This is a genomic window from Chryseobacterium tongliaonense (assembly GCF_041224435.1).
Lineage (GTDB): Bacteria > Bacteroidota > Bacteroidia > Flavobacteriales > Weeksellaceae > Chryseobacterium > Chryseobacterium tongliaoense.
In genome coordinates this window covers 37,060-55,278 of sequence record NZ_JBGFFD010000006.1, presented here as the reverse complement: position 1 = coordinate 55,278, position 18,219 = coordinate 37,060, and the positions used below count along the sequence as shown (strand labels likewise).

The following is an 18,219-nucleotide window of genomic DNA, read 5'->3' as shown; positions in this document are numbered from 1 at the left end:
GGTCTGCTAAAAACTGATTATCTGGCTATGTCTACGGTAGTTATTTTACCATTTCCGGTAACCTCGATGTATTCACCAATTTCTTTTTCATAGGCTGTTGCATCATAACGGGTTTCGGTGGGAACATAACCGCCACCCATTTGTATCCCAAGCATATTATAATTGGCCTGAACAGGTCCTGACTGAACCTGCGAACCTGTTACTTTTTCCCACGTCACCCAACTCACAATATAGTATTTACCCGGCTTTAAATCTGTAAATACAAAATTACCCTTATCATCTATAGTCTTCGTTTCAATGCGGGCCATAGAAGCTTCTTTTGTCATGGCCGCCTGTTTTTTCCTGCTATTGTATTTCTTTTTAAGCTCTATATATTCCAAAAGATGAGGCGTTACAGGATAAAGAAGAACCTTATCTCTATAACTTGGATAATTTACATAACCTCTTTTTTTCAGTGAAATACGGCCCTGAATGCTGTTATTCCCTTCTTCAAGCATTGTATAAGCTTCCTCTTTAACAAAAGCAGATGTAGGGAGGACGTATTCGGTCTTTTTTTGTGCCTTTACAATAGAAAAAACAAATAAAAAAACTAAAATGCCAAAGACACGTTGTTTTAGATAATGATTGATTTTTAACATAATTAATTATTAGATTTGATGATTATATTCTTTAGTGTTGCAATAATATATTTTGATTTTTTTTCATAAATCAAAGATTGGTAAAGTCGCCGCAAAAATAGAAAATTGATAGTTACAAATGGTTCCAAAACACAAGGTTGGTGCGAATTCATCCGTATTTTGCACTGATTATTTATAAATTGTTTTGGTTTACTTGAAAATCAAAACTTAAAATATTTATTTCAGATCTGAATTCTGGTTCTTTAAAAATTCTCTGGGTGAGCAGTTCATGTATTTTTTAAAGTTTCTGTTGAAAGAGGTCTTCGAATTGAATCCGCTTTCAAAGGCTAAGGAAAGAATAGTAAATTTCTGGTTTTCCGGCAAAACAGACAGTCTTTTAAATTCTTCAATTCTTTGTCTGTTGATATAGTCGTAGAAATTTTTATTTTCAATGGTATTGATGGTCTGTGAAAGTGCATTGGGATGAATTCCCAAAAGTGAGGCGACATTGTCAAGATTCAGGTCAGGGTCCTTAAAAATTTTTTCGGTCTCCATTTTTTCAACGAGATCCGTATAGATTGACCGGATGGTTTCATCATTCAGCAATGATTTCTGGTATTTTACAGAAACAGGAGAAACGGTAATATTATCTTCCTCGGTAGTATTGTCGTTTTTTATTTCGGTCAGGTTTAAAATTCCTGCTTTGGTGATTCCAAAATAAGCCGCAAACACAACAAAAAGAACTACTGAAATGAAAGTAATAATATCACCGGTGAAGACGATGCAAAACCATATGATGGCAATGCCTGCAATAAGATAATATACCCAGTTTAAATTGATCTTTTCGGTATTGGAATACTGTCCCGATATTTCTTTTTTATATTTCCTCAATGACAAAAGGCTTAAACTTACATACAAAACTCCTGATACAATAACCAGCGCATTAATGTTTTGCCTGAAACTGATATACTTCCCGCCTCCATTCTGATAAATAAATATTCTTTTTTCCGGAGGTAAAATGAAGAAATCCCATAGCATGAAATAAACAATAATTATGGGTACAAAATGCAGAAGCAGTTTATACTTTTTGGAATTTTGACCTGTAAGACTTAAGATATAGGCATAAAGTAAGGGACCATGAATTAATGGAAGTGGTATTTCGAGTCCCAGAAAATCAGGATTTCTAAAATAACTTCCGGTAAAATTCAAGAAAAACAAGGTGAGATGTACTCCTATGATCAAAAACCATACGGCCAATATATAATCGGCAGTCCCTTTTCTTTTCTTACCTAAAATAAGAAATGAAGAAAAAACAGCTATAAAGATACCGGCTAAATAAAACATAGCAAAGGTTGAAAAAAGGTGTACATCAAAGTGTTTTTTTAATTGCTCTTCTAAGAATATTTATCTTAATTTGTTTGTTTGTGAAATTAAAGCTTACAGGTTTGTATCCTGAAAGAATCCAAGCATAGTATTAATAATTTCCAATTAATCACATTGGTTCCTGCTCAAAAATACGCGAAAGTTTTATTGCTTACAAAAGAAAATTAAAAATAGGAATATCCAACTGACATTCAGGAAATCTGACAAACACGTCTGTATGCTGCTGTAAACAACTATAAACTGTAATAAAAAGGGCAATACTGTTTTCATTGATGACTGTAGCGATACAAACCCTTTTTAATAATTTATACTACCTGCCCACAATCTTTTTGGTTACAAATTCGTTGAAAAAGAAATCCCTGTAAATACTTCCGATAGGGATCTCGTTTGTACCTATGTACACTGTGTTGTTATCCACAGAACCGATATGCTTAACATTAATGATATAGGATTTGCTTACTCTCACAAATGTATCTTTTGGTAATTGATCGTGGATTGTTTTGATATTCATTGCCGTAATTACTTTCTGATTTTCGCTGTGCATCACGACATAATCTTTTAAACCCTGAATAAAAAGGATGTTATTGAAATACACTTTAAAAATTTTCCGGTCTGCCTTCACAAAGAAAAAATCATCTGTTACCTGCTCGATATTATTATTCACGTAATCTGCTTTGAATAATTTGGAGTAGATATGGGCTTTTTCAACAGCTTTTTGAAAACGTTCTAATTTTACGGGTTTTATCAGGTAATCAATCGCGTCTACTTCGTAGCTGTCGGTGGCAAATTCAGAATAGGCGGTTGTAAAAATCACAAAGGTTTCTTTCGGAATGGTGCGGGCAAATTCAATACCGTTAATTCCCGGCATTTGTATGTCAAGAAAGATAAGCTCAACTTTATTTCGTTCTATAAAATTTGCAGCATTTTCAGGGCTGTTGAACGAACCGATCAAATCTAGATCAGCCGTTTGGTTTACTAACATCTCTATGGCTTCTCTAGCCAACGGTTCATCATCTATAATAATACAGTTCATAATTTTATAGTTAAGGTTACGCAATACCTTTCCGGGTCATCTTCGATCATTAAGCTGTAGGTTGCCGGGAACAAAAGTTCCAGTCTTCGTTTAACATTTGTCAGCCCCAGGCCGCCTGTATTACTGACGGATTTAAGTACAGGTTTGGAGTTGATGCATTTAAAGGAAAGTTCATCGTTTTTAACATTGAAATACAAATTCACATACGACAGTTTTGTTGCATCATTATTGTGCTTCACGGCATTTTCCACAAACGGGATGAACAGCAAGGGAGGAATTTGCACCCCGCTCAGATTTCCCTCTTTCGAAATCAGAAAATCAAAACTGTCCCGCCTTACTTTCTCCAAATTTAAAAAATCTTCCAGGAAATGAATATCCGAAGTCAACAGCACTTTGTCTCTTGTACTGTCATAAAGCTGATACCGGAGTAAATCACTCAACTTCATTAAAACCTGCGAGGCTTTTTCTGGGTCTTTCTTCGTCAGAACATTGGCATTGTTCAGCATATTAAACAAAAAATGCGGGTTGATCTGGTTTTTCAGCTGTTCCAATTCTGCATAAGTTTTCGACTGTTCCAGGTCGTAGATCAACTGCTTGTCCATCATCCCCTTCTGAAACAGCTTTATAGAAGAGGAAGCCGCCAACAGCAACGCAGTAAGGAAGGAAAAAAGTGGGATATTCAGCCCATGCTCTTTATTAAAAGGATTAAAAAAATAACCGCAAACAGCCACTATAACAAGGATGCTGATTACAGAAAAGCAGTATTCAATATTTTTATTCCTGAACAAAAGTTTTGGCACCAGCACATACATATTGACATAGAATAAGGTAATGAAATATACAAATATCACTACCGGATTGTCAATAACGGAAGCACTGTTGTACAATACGATCCCGATAAAAGCAATGAACAGCAGATGCCGGTATATTCTGCGGTCAGGTGAAATCAGGAAATGAAAAAAAACGTTTTCACTAATTAGCTGTCGATGGGTAAAATCATTCATTTATAAAATTGTATAGAACAAACTTAACATTTAAGGCTCCGGTCTGGTCTGCTTTTATACGAAAGTATGCGCTTTTTATACAAAAGCAGAAAGTATTATAAAAACGCACCGAACAGGAAATATATTTTGTAGCACCCCGGTATCGTTTGCTATAAAAGATATTACGTTTGGTATAATTACAAAAAAAGACGGTTACCCAAAGAAATAGTTTTGTGTTCAAATTACAATTGAAATCTATTTTTAAGATGAGATGCAAGATCATTTATACACTGCTGTTTATAACCATTTCATTCTGGGTTTATTCACAGGAAAAAATTACATTGAGTGGAATAATCACCATAAAAACAACCACCGAAACGATACTCGGCGCAACCATTTTCATTCCTGAAGCAAAGGTATCAACAGTTACCAATGCGTATGGATTTTATTCCATCACCCTGCCCAAAGGAGAATACACGATCATAATAAACTATGGGGGATTTGAGAATATTGAAGAACATATTATTCTGACCGAAAACACCAGAAAAGATTTTGCAATGCTTGAAAAAAGCAAAACTATAGATGAAGTAGTGATCAAACACAATGGTTCAAGCAACATCCGGAATCCGGAAATGAGTGTGAACAAGCTCTCTGTCTCCACTATCAAAAAAATGCCGGCAGTAATGGGTGAAGTTGATATTTTGAAAGCTATTCTGCAACTTCCCGGAGTTTCCAATGCACAGGAAGGTGCAACAGGCTTTAATGTGAGAGGTGGTTCGGTTGACGGTAATTTGGTATTGTTAGATGAAGCTGTTGTCTATAATACATCACATCTGTTCGGCTTTTTTTCCGTTTTTAATGCGGATGTGATTAAAGATCTGAAATTGTATAAAGGCGGCATACCTGCTCAATTCGGTGGGCGTACTTCCTCTGTTTTGGATATTTATCAGAAAGAAGGGAACAATAGGGAATACCATATAGCGGGTGGAATCGGGGCGGTTTCAAGCAGATTATTGGCAGAAGGCCCGATTGTAAAAGATAAAGGTTCGTTTGTGGTTGCCGGTCGTACTTCTTATGCTCATTTATTTCTGAAACTGGCTGACAACCCCAATTCTGTATCTTTTTATGATCTGAATGCCAAACTGAATTATAAGATCAGTGATAACAACAGGATTTTCCTTTCAGGATATTTTGGTAAGGATAAAATGGATTTCAGCAATTTTTTCAGCAACAATTATTCGAATTCTTTTTTTAATCTTCGTTGGAATCATATCTTTTCCGACAATCTATTTTCCAATGCATCGGTCATTTACAGTAAGTATGATTATGGACTGAAGATAAAAAATGTCGGAATTGATTGGGCATCAGATATCCGTAATTATAATTTCAAATACAATTTCAGCCACAGTCTGTCTGATAAGCTGGTTTTGAATTACGGTGTCAATTCTATTTACTATCAATTCAATCCGGGTACCATAAAACCTATGGATGATGCATCGCCCGTCAATGCCGACCAGATTGAAAAAAAATATGCCTGGGAAAATGCATTGTATATCAGTGCCGAGCAAAAGCTTGGAAATAAAATATCATTGAACTATGGATTACGATACAGCCATTTTTTACGGTTGGGGGAACAGAATGTAAATAATTATGCCAATAACCAGGCCGTAATTTTCAATCCTGAATTACAAATCTATGAAGAAGGAACACCTACAGGCATCACCCATTACAATAAAAACAAAAAGATTATTGGTTTTGGAAATTTAGAGCCCCGTTTAGCAGTTTCTTTTGCCATCAATGACGATCAATCCATTAAGGCGAGCTATAACCGGATGAGCCAGTATATCCATTTAATTTCCAACACAGCTTCCGTTTCGCCACTCGATATCTGGGCACCGAGCGATCAATATCTGAAACCCGAAATCCTTGACCAGGTCGCATTAGGCTATTTCAGAAATTTCAGCAACGGAAAATATTCTCTGGAAACAGAAGCTTTTTATAAGAAAACTAAAAACAAAGCTGATTATATTGACGGTGCCGAACTGATTGCCAACAGAGCCATTGAACAGGTATTGCTAAACGGGGAAGCAAGGGCTTACGGACTTGAGGTGATGCTCAAGAAAAATACAGGAAAACTGACCGGCTGGCTTTCTTATACCCTTTCTAAAGCAGAGCAGCGCACACCGGGAAGAAATGCAGAAGAAACCGGTATTAACAATAGCGAATGGTACCGAGCCAATTACGATAAAAGGCATAACCTTTCTCTTACAGCTGCTTATCAACTGACAAAAAAATGGAGTTTTGGCGGCATTTTTACTTATCAAACGGGAAAAGCAGCAACCTATCCCATCGGTAAATATCAGTATCAGGGAATTACAATCGCGGATTACGGAGCGCGAAATGCCCATTCGCTTCCTGCTTATCATCATCTCGATTTATCGGCAACCTACACGCCAAAGCCTAACAGCAAAAAAAGGTGGAAAAGTGAATGGGTGTTCAGTATTTATAATGTTTACAACAGAGGGAACGCCGCATCAGTTATGTTCGAGCAAAACAGGGAAACAGGGGTGAGCGAAGCAAAAAGGATATCGATTTTTGGCATCGTTCCCGGGGTAGCTTACAATTTCAGATTTTAATCTTAATACTATAAAAATGAAAAATATATTTAAATACGTGATTGTTTTATTTTGTTTTTTCCTTCTGTCCTGTACCAAAGTAATAGAAGTGGATTTGGAAACAGCAGAACCAAAATTGGTAATTGACGCATCGATTGACTGGGTAAAAGGTACGACGGGCAATGAGCAGAAAGTCAGACTCTCTACCACAACCGGATATTACAGTACGATATTTCCAACAGTTTCAGGGGCGGATATCGTTATAACCAATTCAGCAAATACCGTTTTTAGTTTTACAGAAAATCCCAGTACGGGAGAATATATCTGTTCCGATTTCCATCCGGTTATCGGGGAAACCTATACATTAAAAGTCGTTTTAAATGGCGAGATTTATACCGCAACCGAAACCTTCATCGGCGTGCCGGATATTGAAAATACGATTGAACAGAGTAATTCCGGCGGTTTTGGAGGTGATGAAGTGGAAATCAAATACTACTATCAGGATAATGGCAGCCAGGAAAATTATTATCTTCACCGGATTGTATCGCCTGTATCAACATTTCCGGATTATAAAGCTCAGGATGACGAGAACAGTCAGGGCAATCTGATGCAGGAATATTTTTCTGACAAAGACCTGAAGGCCGGGGATATGGTCAACATCAGGCTGTACGGAATTTCCAGGAGATATTATGATTATTTCAGAAAATTGCTGGCAGCATCCGGAGCTGATGCCGGTCCGTTCCAGACAACACCAGGTTCGGTGAGAGGAAACATCATCAATCAGACTCATTCCGCCAACTTCGCTTATGGATATTTCAGACTATCCGAAGTGGATGTAAAGGATTATACGATACAGTAATCAATTGAGCTCACTGGAAAAAACGGTAAGCTTTCGCCATCTAAAATTACCGGTAATAGCTATAGTTCCTGATATAATAATCGCGGATACATTTTATTGCCGGTTTAATGCAGCTTGATGAGTTTATTTCAGTGCATAGTTTGTCATTCCGCCGTCAACTACAAACTCACTTCCTGTAATAAAGCTTGCATTATCAGAAGCTAAAAAATAGTACCATGTTGGCAATTTCTTCAGGTTGCCCCCATTCTTTTTACTGCTGTAGTTGCCACTTACCTATTTCACTTTAACCGCCGTAAGGTATATTTTAAATCGAGCCATTTAAAGTTTAAATCTTATCATATTCGGGAATATGACTACAGTAATCTGCAAAAGAAAGAATGCATTAATCACAACATAAAACTCTGATAATAAAATATTAACAATTTTTAAAAACAAACGAACATTGTATTTATACGAATTGCATTGGAAAATTGAAGTGCGGAATAATCATGAATACAATTGGAATCACTTCCGAAATTAGTTGTAAACCTGCAGAAAAAAATTCAAAAACAGACCTTATAAATACTGATAATCAATAATTTAAACTCAATTCAACGTATGTCATTTTCCTGAAAACGATAAGATATTAACTTTTTAACAGTCATATTCTCATTTACTTTTGCTCCGCTTTTAAACATTTTCTCTCACTGTATTTAGAACTATTTTGACTATAAATGAGCCAATAACAGAATGAGGGTAAAAGATATATTCTTATTTCCAGGTTAGCTATTATTTAACACTATAAACATACATACAAAGACTAAGCATGAAAAATTTATTGATTACGCTGGGAATCCTTACTACGGTATCCTTCACTTCCGCACAAATAGGAATCAATACAGATAAGCCCAATGCGGCCCTGGACATTGCATCAGATAAGAGCGGAATATTAATTCCCAGAATGACCGCCACTCAAATAGAACAGATCAATACACCAGGCGAAGGAGAACTGGTTTTTAGTACAACCAATACAGGCAGTATAATCAACTCTATCGGATTTTGGTATTTTGACGGCACTACCTGGAACCCTATTGCTGCCAATAATGCAGCGGGTGAAAATATTTATAACTCCAATGGCACGCTTACCGGAAATAGAATTGTCAGCCTTAACAATTATGATGTGAATATTGGGCCCGATAAACTGTTTATATCCGGAAGTACAGGTAATATCGGAGTTAATACCAATCTTCCAACAGAAAAATTAGACGCTAACGGAGGAATGAGAGTCCGTAGCCTGCCTAAAGGAAATGTGATAACCACAGCGGATGGTGTACTTTCTTTTGACACCGGACTGATTAATCATTATGGGGATATCCAATACTCTTATCTTCCGGCAGATCATGAAGGCTGGTATTTACTTAACGGAAGAGCTCTCAGTACATTATCAATAAGTGTTCAATCAAGGGCCACAGCTCTCGGAATAGCAGGAAACCTTCCCAATGCTGCAGGAAGATATATTAAACAGGGAGCTCCCGGAACGCTGAGTGGAGCGGCGAGTGTAGTTCTTTCCCGGGCCAACTTACCCAATTTTGCTCTTAGCGGAAATACATCAACGTTGTATCATACTCATCCTCTGGTAAGTCCGGGCAGTGCCCAGGTAAGAGGAACAGATATTCTGCAAACCGTTAATGGTAATGCCAATTCATGGCAGTTGGCAGGGGGAGCAATCCCCGGATCAATACTTTCTGAAGGAACTTATACAAGCTCAGCATCGGGATCGCATAATCACACTGTAACAATACCGACGGGAGGAACCGGGACTGCTATTGCGCTGACTCCCGAATACGTTCAGTTTAATTACTTTATTTATTTAGGAATTTAAAAATTAAATTATGTTAAGTAAAACTTTAACTAAAATCATATCCATATTCAGTCTTTTTCTTTTTCTTCCCATTAATGCACAGCGTGTAGGTATTGGAACAACTAATCCCAATGCAGCATTGGATATCAGCTCTACTACACAAGGCATACTCATCCCCAGAATGACCGCCTTACAGGCTGAAGCAATCACAAATCCTTCTACGGGAGAATTGGTTTATGTAATGACCAACAATGGTACTGCTATCAATAAGACAGGCTTCTGGTATTATGATGGCGCTGTTTGGAGACCCTTTGGAGGCAGCACCCAGCCAGTTATCAACATCTACAACAATAATGGTACTCTGACTTCCGATCGTACCGTAACAATGAGCGGCCACAATTTATCATTTGACACAGATAAGCTTTCCATTCATTCTGTGGAACAAAAAATAGGAATAGGAAGCAATACACCTTCTTACACAGTAGATGTAAATGGAAATATTCGTGTAAGAAATCTAACAGGTGGAAATGTAAAAGCCCTTTCAGACGGAACTTTAGCTATAGGTCCCAAAGTAGCTTATGGTACCGTTAAAGAATCTCTGCGTACAACTGATCACAACGGCTGGTATAAGCTGAACGGCCGGGCTATTACTACACTGCCTGCCATTGCCCAAAGCAATGCTACAGCAATTGGGCTTAGCGGTACACTGGTAAATACCAATGGCAGACTGATAAAACAAGGAACGCCGTTCACCATCGGCGGTTCTGATACAACTACACTGATCAGAGCCAATCTTCCGAATGTTAATTTAACAGGAGTAACTTCAACAACAGCAGCACATACACATTCGTTGACAGCAGGAGGTTACAATTTTGCTCAAAACGCGGCTGGCAATGCTTATGTTTTCAGAGCAGGAAGAGGAACGGTATCCGGCACTACAGCCATAACCCTACCCGCTGCGGGTGCCCACAGCCACTCAGGAACGGTGAATACAGGCGGAAGCGGAACTCCCCTTACTATTGTTCCACAAAATATATCATACAGCTATTTTATTTACTTAGGACAATAAAAATTAAATCAATGAAAAGAACAATTATATTATTTATTTTCTCTTTGGGACTACCTGTGCCATCACCGGCGCAAAAGCAATTAGTGGGAATAGGGACAGCAAATCCTCAAGCAGTATTGGAGGTGGTTTCCAGAAATAACGGAATCCTGATTCCCCGTCAAACCGCTTTTCAGATTGAAAGTATGCAAAATCCTGATGAATCAGAGCTGGCTTATTCGTTAACAGATAATGGAATGATTATCACAAGAAAAGGATTCTGGTATTTCCGTTCAGGAACCTGGTTTCCTCTTACCGGAGACAGTAGTAATAATGAAAACATTTATACCATAAATGGAACATTAACCTCAAACCGACAAGTTAACCAGGATGGAAAACAACTTAATATAGGTCCCGGACTGCTTTATCTGGATGGAGCCTCGTCAGCTGCAGGAGTACTCACTACTTCTCCTACCCAAACCATTGATGTAAATGGTAATGTCAGAATTCAGCCTCTTAATAAGGTAGCTGCCGTTATATCCAGTGCACAGGGAGTGCTTATGAATAATGACGACTTTTTTGATGTAGGAGATGTAAAACCTTCATTTGCTACATCAGACCATGATGGATGGTATCTGCTGGATGGAAGAGATATTACTGCCCTTCCTCAAACAGCCCAAAATAATGCATTGGGTATATTAGGAATAACCACATTGCTGCCCAATGCGACAGGTCGTTATTCCATGGGAACCACAGCAGCTACCGGCGTTGTTTCAGGAAGCAGTACGGTAACTCTGACCAGAGCAAACCTACCCAATGTGAACCTTAATTATACTACAGATGCAGAAGCAGGCCATTCCCACACAATGACCTATCAAAGAATCAGGACTACGACTGTATTTGGTGGTGGAAATAATATCCATGTGTACTGGCTGGCCGGCACAGTAGTTGGCGGCGGAGGACTTTACAGTATCAGTTCTTCATCAATTGGGCATAATCATACCTATACAGTGAGCACCGGAGGAACGGCAACCCCGGTAAACATCCAACCGGCAGCATTAAACACTAATTTTTTTGTTTATTTAGGACAATAATATAATTTAAGTATGGTCGATGATCACTTGCGCTACACGGCTTATGTTCAGTAAAGCAGTTATGATGCTGATCTCTAAAATTTAAACTATTCCAGATTTAACATTGTAAAAACGTAAAAAAACATTCCCCATATAAAAAACAGAAAATAAGAAGAATGAATTTTAAAGAGATCCATATCGGTTCAATTATATATAAAAGAGTCACAGAGTTCGGAATAGAAGCAGACCGTATTTGCAATTTTTTCAAATGCTCGGAAGATCAGCTTACAAAAATGTACAAAGCTGAGACTCTGGATAGCGGGCTTATTCTAAAATGGAGCAAACTTCTGGAGTATGATTTTTTTAGAATATATACACAACATCTGATATTATTTGCGCCCCAGGGATCTACCTCCTATAATCATATTGACCAAAGCAAAATATCAGCCCTTCCTACTTTCCGCAAAAATATCTATACCAAAGAAGTGATCGATTTTATTTTAGAATTAATCTCAACGGGGGAAAAGACAAAACAACAAATTACGTTAGAATACAAAATCCCTAAAACAACGCTTTACAAATGGCTGAGTAAATATAAAGAATACTAATCATTAAAAGTAATTTTTAATGCAATGCAAAATCAACAGATTTAACAAAACCAGACCTATAATAACCATATGGCTGAAAGGTTCATGAATAAATACCCAATGGAAGATATTGCTCCAGATTACAAGCGTATCTACAGAGATATCCTTGACAAAAAATACCCGGATAAAAAACAACAATGCAATAATTTGCTGGATAAGGAAAAACTTACTTTCTTAGATATTATTGAATTAAACAGAAAAATTTTCGGAACACCGGATAAATCGACTGAAATATTTAACCAAAGACATCGCTGCTATAACAAGTCAGATATATTAAAAATATTGGATTACCAAAAGAAGAAAAACATGAACAATTCTCAGTTAGCAAAACATTTTGAACTCAGCAGAAATACAATTACCAAATGGAAGAAAAAATTTTTAATATAATTTTGATACTCTTTCCATAATTAAATAAAAAGCATGTGCTGAAGCACCAAAATTATATTAAAAATTTTTTCTTCCTTTGGCTAATTCTTCCGGTAAAAATGAATATCATTTTGCCCGATGATAATGCTGACCATCAGGTTTAGAAATACTTAATTTCTACCCTGTTTACGGTTTCCCCTTTTCCATTGGGTGGCACGGCAAATCCATCCGGTTCATAGCGTTTAGTTCCGCTTTTATAATAAAAATCATTTAAACCACTGATCATTTGTTTTATATAGTAAATAAATTCCTCTGTCTCTTTTTGATATGGACTAAAATCCGGCAGATGGTTGGACAGGGTTACAAATTCGTTTACAAACTCATCGTGAATCTTCATTCCTTCCGCATAAGCTTCATCAAAAGATATTTTATTGTGGTGCTGCAGCAGTTTGATGATATTGAACATCTCTGATTCTATCGCCAGCTCTTTACCGATCGTTGCAAAATCATTTTGAAGAGCAACAATGATTGCCTGCAGCATAATCATGCGCTGGATAACGGTATGTTTATAAATGTAATCCGGTAAAGCAAACCCTGTTGAGGGACAAATCAGGTCAACAAACGGAATCATCCCTATAGAATTGGCACGGATCAAATGAAAAAGAGGAATCGGAGGAATGTCGTTACTTATTTTATATGGTGATTCTTCCATAATTCCATCCGTAACGAAACGGTATTTATAATTCGTGGCTATCCGTTCAAGCCAGAATTCAGGCATGCCCAGTGCAATCCATTCTTTTCTGTTGGTTTGCATCTGACGGAATATTCCTTTTTCTTCCGGCCGGGGATCATCTCCCATCATTACCTCAAAAATCCGGTCTCTGAAAGCTGCTATTTCCTTTACCGGTAATAGTTCCGCGTAATCGTCAGTTACCGTCATATAAATTGCAAAACGTGTTGCATGAAGAACCCTCTCCTTTTCAGTAGCAGCAGGAACCATAAAGGGACCTACATCTACTAACCGCATCTTTTTATATCTTATCATTGCCTCTTTTGATAAAAATTGATAATCCTGGTCATACCAGTTAATTTCTTCCTCATAGAAGGTTCCGGCGAAAGGGCTTTGAAGGGTTTCCCAGGGATATACCGGCATGGGTACATTAAATTGCTTGTTCATAGTATTTAGTTTTTTAAATGATGAAAGTTTGTAATCCTATTCAACAGGTCCATTTCCCAATCATTACCGTGATAAGCATATTGGAAAATACCTGTTAATTGATAATTAATTATAGTAACTATATACTATTCTACACTTATTTTTTCTTGCTTCTTTGATCGTTTTTATCGCATAGAAAATGATGAATCAGACTTATTAAGATGAGCAAAGTTTTTTAATCTATTAAAATAGATTTTTAAAAGAATGCTTCATGGCAGCTTTGCTGCTTTTCTTAAAATATAGCAATCGGATTTAAAAAGCTTTGCGTTAATTAAAAAATGATGAGTGTAAAATAGTATATAATTGCCTTAATTATATCTGGCTTAATTTTTTTTTGAGTTCCATTGCGTTAGGAAATTCCATATTATTATAACGGTCCAGCTTAGTGGATATATTTTTCCAGCCGCTCAGTACCATGCTCATGTAATGTACCCAGTTGATCACAGCTTCATGCCAGATCCCGAAATCAGGAAGCGTAGCCTGCAGTGTTACAAATTCTTTCAGGTCTTCGTTATGAAGCCGGAGATCTTCCAGGCAGGCCTCTTCTAATGAAATATGGCGTTCGTTCTGGATTACTTTTACAATATTATAATAAATGCTTCCTGTAGCTTCGTCTTTTACTACAGACTGCACTTCGTTGAAAAAAGTCACCAGATGACACGCTAATGCCTGCAAACGACAGATTACCGGGTGCTCATGTATTTCTGAGGGTAAAATGATTCCGGTTTCCACTTCTGTAAGCTGCAGGAAAGGATACAGGCAAATAGAGTCTTCTCTTAAGGCAATACACTCTGATACCGTTGGAAACGTTTTGTTTTTTTTATACTTCAGTTCTGTTTTCAGTCCTGTAAAGTACCTGCTGATCATTCGGGCGAAACGGGAAATTGATTCCTGTGGAATGAACGGCAGCAGTTCCTGCCTTAGTGAGGCCAGCATAGAACCCAATGGTATTGTAGATTGTGTGGCAGTGATTTCACCATTTAGTATGGCAATCGACTGGGTATGTACATAATCAATGTCATCAGGTTCACTTTCCTCATACAGATCATCGTTGTACAGGGTCCAGAGCATCAGTCTGCAGACAGGCCTGAAACGTTCAATTGAAGCCGTGGGAAACCATTGGGCTGCAATATGGGCTGTTTTGGTTTTCTTGTACTTTTTACGCAGATCAGGGTTGTCTTTATAGAGCCAGAAATACTCTCCGTCTATCCATTCATTCTCGGTAATCTCCTGCAGCTGATCCGCATGAGGGTTTTTTAAGGTTGGGAACGGGTACCTGAATTTTCTGTGAAGAAGTTCAAGGGTGTTAAAATTCTCATTACTCATGATTTTATGTTTTAATGGTTGTTGGTTTTAAAATCATACATCGTTTTATTTGAATATGTACAATCTTATAAAATGATCATTCACATCTAAAAAACACGTATTGTATTAAATCACAATCAGATACAATCATGAACAATGGAGAGAAGTTACAAATTAATTTTATTATATCTTATGGAATAATATGGTTTATTTGAATAATATTCAATATTTTGATTTTCAATATATTATAAACTTTATTTTATGATAACTCAAATTATACAACATATTATCAATCAGTTAGGAGTTATGATTAGGCTCAGTTTTAACAACTTGTCTATCTATAAATTTAAATCCAATCATAAAAAATGGATTTATGAAGTAAAGAAATGCAAATCCTACTGATTGGAAAGCAGCCTTACTATTTAATATATTAAACAAAGTAAAATTATCTACCTGGATGTGATGGTTTTCCTATCGTTCTGCCCCCATTTAATCATAGCGTCAAACTTCCTTAAGTGTACCTGCATAATCTGTTGCAGCGTACTAAAATGCGACCTTCCACAAATATAATTCCGGAAAAAGCAAATGCAGCCAAAAGGATTACAGCATTATTTATGGAATTGCTGGAGAGCCAGTTAGTTCCTTATAAAAAACACCGTAGATGGAATTCCGTTGAAAAGTGCTTCAGAATTTGCCAGACAAATGTCCGTACATGTGAACCACCTTAATAAATCGGTAAAAGATACAACCCAGAAAACAACATCTGAGATGCTGTTGTATTCTTACGAAGACAATACCTTAAAATGAGTAGGCCTCATGTTTGTCAATTGGTAAAAATTATTACTGAATGCAGATATATTCGAGTACCCAACCTCATAGGCAATCTCTGTCATATTCAGGTCGGTATCCTTAATCAATTCCATCGCCTGAATAATTTTCACCATTTTTACATACTGAATAAAAGTGATGTGAAGTTTTGTCTGAAATAATCTCGTCAGACTTCTTACGCTCATTCCTGATCGTTTCGCGGCCTCTTCTAACGTAAGGTTTTCATTTAACCGGCTTCTAAAATCATCAATAATAGCATTGAGCCGCTGATCATCTGTTGTAGGAAGTTGGATCGAAAACTTTTTAAGATTTTCTTTGGGCAGCAGATTCTTCAATGTTGTCATAAATTCAAATTCCCAGGAACCTTTATAATAATCTCCCTGCCATTTTTCGCTGAAAGTAAGCATTTCTGACAGTAGCCTGCTCACCGGGTAGATGCCCAATTCATTATAAAAATCCTCAGAGCTTTCTTCCGGAAAATAGATATTGATAATAAACAGATCCTGTGTATTGAACATCAGGTTATGGGGATATTTTTTGGGTATCCAGATATAATGATTGGCCGGGATATAGAAATCCTTTTCATCTGTTTGCAGATATGCAATCCCTCCAAAAACCAATAGCAGCTGAGCCTTATCATGCTGATGTGAGGGCAGCTGCTGTTCAGTCTGCTGTCGTACGACCAGGATAGATTCAGGATTTTGGTCTACATTTTCTAACAATTGATCAAGGAGTTTCATTTGGCCAAATATAACAAATATTAGGCTAATTATATAAAAAGAGAATTTTCCTTAATGAATAATTTCGCTAATAAATATTAACAGAGTCATTATGAAACATAAAATCGCAACCTCTGATAAAGTCACTGACCATTTAACAGATGATCAAATTTGTGATGATACGGCATGCTATCCTGCAGAAAAAATTGACCTGCTCAATTTCTACCGGTTTTCTTATTCCTATCCGTTCATGCCTATGATCGATTTAACCATTGCCTTTGATGAATTAAGAAAGATGGTAAAAGGCTGGCTTAAAAAAGAGAATATACAGACTAATAAAAAGAGAATTTATGAAAATCTATAAATCAATGGCAATAATGGGAGCAATGTCGCTTCTATTCACCCCATCTCTCCACGCCCAGGATGTAGAAACCGATCCTATAATAAGCCTGGAAGAAATATGGAAAACTGCCGAAATGAATAACCGTCAACTGAAACTTTCAGATTTAAATCTTCAGCAAAGCAAATTAGAAGTACTTGAAGCTAAGGACCGCCTGCTACCGGAAATTTCGCTGGTTGGAGACATCAAACTCAATTCCAGATTTCTTATTTACGATGATGGGCTATTCTCCTCTCCGCAGGATGTACCAGTAAAAAGCTACGGTTATGGAGCAGGATACAGCTTAAATTTTAATCTTTTCAACGGTGGCAGAGACAGAAGAAATATCAAAATGAAGCAGGAAGAAGAGGCACACCGGCAATATGAAGGTAACCTGCAGAAGCATAGTGTAAAATACAGTATTGCTGTAGCGTATTTTGACCTGAGTAAATTTCTGAACTTCCGTGATTTTCTCTCAGCAGAAATTGCAGCGGAGAACAAGCAGTTGTCACTCATCGAAAGCCTGCATCAAAACGGTGTTGTCCTAAAAAGTGATGTACTGCGAACCTCAGTAAAATTATCCCGGCTGGAGCTAAACCTGTCTGATATTGAAAAGAAAATCGACATCAGCAAAGAACGCCTGAATATATTGATGGGAAGAGATCAGGGGCAGCCAATAGCAATCGATTATAAATGTGACTTCCAGCCGGAAACCATCCAGAATGGCGATTTTGCCGATTACATGGATATTGCGCTCAATCAATCGCCTGAATTTAAGATGGCTGACAGCGATATTAAATGGAGTGAATTAAATATCAGGCAGATCAGCGCTACACGCTTACCTAAAGTTTCCCTGTATTCAACTTACAATTATACCTATCCGCAGATTTCCTTTTATCCTTACTCCAATGACTTATGGGGATTTGGGCAAACGGGAATCAAAGTGCAGTTTTCAATAGATAATTTATATAAAAGCAAGCATTCCATTGCTCGTGCCCGGATCGTAAACATTCAGGCAAAAGAAAAGGCCAACATTAAAAAGGATGAAATTTCCCTTCAGGTAAAAGAAGCTTATCTGCAACAGCAACAGGCTTTGGAAAGTGTAGAAACCGCAGAGAAAAACATCCTAAAAACGACCGAAACACTTCGGGTGATCAGGAACAGTTATCTCCATCAGGAATCACTCCTGACTGATCTCCTGGAAGCAGAGAATGCCGTACTGGAAGCAAAATTTAATTTAACAACCGCCCAAACAAGTGTAAAACTCAACCATATCCGATTACTGGCAATCGTAGGAATTCTTTAATACCA

Annotated in this window: 17 protein-coding genes; 9 read left to right on the top strand and 8 right to left on the bottom strand. The window is 37.3% G+C overall.

The window, feature by feature from the left end; translation table 11 throughout:
- Positions 1-17: 17 nt before the first annotated feature.
- From AB8P06_RS13465 to AB8P06_RS13450, 4 genes are all read right to left on the bottom strand, one after another.
- The gene (locus AB8P06_RS13465) at positions 18-638 is read right to left on the bottom strand and encodes a hypothetical protein (protein ID WP_369842501.1); all 621 of its coding nucleotides are present in this window, start codon (positions 636-638) and stop codon (positions 18-20) included.
- Between the two features lie 216 nt (positions 639-854).
- Positions 855-1,961, bottom strand: coding sequence for a helix-turn-helix domain-containing protein (locus AB8P06_RS13460; protein ID WP_369842499.1), 1,107 nt, complete (start codon positions 1,959-1,961; stop codon positions 855-857).
- 349 nt (positions 1,962-2,310) lie between these two features.
- Positions 2,311-3,033, bottom strand: coding sequence for a LytR/AlgR family response regulator transcription factor (locus AB8P06_RS13455; protein ID WP_369842498.1), 723 nt, complete (start codon positions 3,031-3,033; stop codon positions 2,311-2,313).
- Positions 3,030-4,037, bottom strand: a complete 1,008-nt coding sequence (locus AB8P06_RS13450) for a sensor histidine kinase (protein ID WP_369842496.1) — start codon at positions 4,035-4,037, stop codon at positions 3,030-3,032. The genes AB8P06_RS13455 and AB8P06_RS13450 overlap by 4 nt, the downstream gene beginning before the upstream one ends.
- A gap of 245 nt (positions 4,038-4,282) precedes the next feature.
- Between AB8P06_RS13450 and AB8P06_RS13445 the strand changes: the two genes are divergently transcribed.
- Both AB8P06_RS13445 and AB8P06_RS13440 read left to right on the top strand, forming a co-directional pair.
- Positions 4,283-6,652, top strand: a complete 2,370-nt coding sequence (locus AB8P06_RS13445) for a TonB-dependent receptor (RefSeq protein WP_369842494.1) — start codon at positions 4,283-4,285, stop codon at positions 6,650-6,652.
- A gap of 16 nt (positions 6,653-6,668) precedes the next feature.
- Complete coding sequence (locus AB8P06_RS13440) at positions 6,669-7,490, top strand: DUF4249 domain-containing protein (protein ID WP_369842493.1); 822 nt, start codon at positions 6,669-6,671, stop codon at positions 7,488-7,490.
- Positions 7,491-7,613: 123 nt separating this feature from the next.
- On the opposite strand, the gene AB8P06_RS13435 is transcribed toward AB8P06_RS13440, so the two are convergent.
- Positions 7,614-7,715, bottom strand: a complete 102-nt coding sequence (locus tag AB8P06_RS13435) for an SDR family oxidoreductase (protein WP_369842491.1) — start codon at positions 7,713-7,715, stop codon at positions 7,614-7,616.
- A gap of 580 nt (positions 7,716-8,295) precedes the next feature.
- On the opposite strand from AB8P06_RS13435, the gene AB8P06_RS13430 reads away from it, so the two are divergent.
- From AB8P06_RS13430 to AB8P06_RS13410, 5 genes are all read left to right on the top strand, one after another.
- Positions 8,296-9,351 carry a phage tail-like protein gene (locus AB8P06_RS13430; protein WP_369842489.1) on the top strand — a complete coding sequence of 352 codons (1,056 nt, stop codon included), beginning with the start codon at positions 8,296-8,298 and terminating at the stop codon, positions 9,349-9,351.
- 10 nt (positions 9,352-9,361) lie between these two features.
- A complete protein-coding gene (locus AB8P06_RS13425) occupies positions 9,362-10,399 on the top strand; it encodes a phage tail-like protein (protein ID WP_369842488.1) in 1,038 nt (345 codons plus the stop codon).
- Between the two features lie 11 nt (positions 10,400-10,410).
- Entirely contained in the window at positions 10,411-11,469 is a 1,059-nt protein-coding gene (locus AB8P06_RS13420) for a phage tail-like protein (RefSeq protein ID WP_369842486.1), read from the top strand.
- A gap of 155 nt (positions 11,470-11,624) precedes the next feature.
- Positions 11,625-12,056, top strand: a complete 432-nt coding sequence (locus AB8P06_RS13415; protein ID WP_369842485.1) for a transposase — start codon at positions 11,625-11,627, stop codon at positions 12,054-12,056.
- A 69-nt stretch (positions 12,057-12,125) separates the two neighbouring features.
- Positions 12,126-12,482: a helix-turn-helix domain-containing protein gene (locus AB8P06_RS13410; RefSeq protein ID WP_369842484.1), complete on the top strand. Its 357-nt coding sequence runs from the start codon at positions 12,126-12,128 to the stop codon at positions 12,480-12,482.
- Positions 12,483-12,621: 139 nt separating this feature from the next.
- Here the strand turns inward: AB8P06_RS13410 and AB8P06_RS13405 are convergent, their stop codons facing one another.
- From AB8P06_RS13405 to AB8P06_RS13395, 3 genes are all read right to left on the bottom strand, one after another.
- Positions 12,622-13,638, bottom strand: a complete 1,017-nt coding sequence (locus AB8P06_RS13405) for a terpene synthase family protein (protein ID WP_369842483.1) — start codon at positions 13,636-13,638, stop codon at positions 12,622-12,624.
- A gap of 351 nt (positions 13,639-13,989) precedes the next feature.
- Positions 13,990-15,003 carry a terpene synthase family protein gene (locus tag AB8P06_RS13400; RefSeq protein ID WP_369842482.1) on the bottom strand — a complete coding sequence of 338 codons (1,014 nt, stop codon included), beginning with the start codon at positions 15,001-15,003 and terminating at the stop codon, positions 13,990-13,992.
- A gap of 761 nt (positions 15,004-15,764) precedes the next feature.
- Positions 15,765-16,550, bottom strand: coding sequence for a helix-turn-helix domain-containing protein (locus tag AB8P06_RS13395; protein ID WP_369842480.1), 786 nt, complete (start codon positions 16,548-16,550; stop codon positions 15,765-15,767).
- A 91-nt stretch (positions 16,551-16,641) separates the two neighbouring features.
- On the opposite strand from AB8P06_RS13395, the gene AB8P06_RS13390 reads away from it, so the two are divergent.
- A complete protein-coding gene (locus tag AB8P06_RS13390; protein WP_369842479.1) occupies positions 16,642-16,893 on the top strand; it encodes a hypothetical protein in 252 nt (83 codons plus the stop codon).
- Positions 16,880-18,214, top strand: coding sequence for a TolC family protein (locus AB8P06_RS13385; RefSeq protein WP_369842478.1), 1,335 nt, complete (start codon positions 16,880-16,882; stop codon positions 18,212-18,214). The genes AB8P06_RS13390 and AB8P06_RS13385 overlap by 14 nt, the downstream gene beginning before the upstream one ends.
- Positions 18,215-18,219 lie beyond the last annotated feature (5 nt).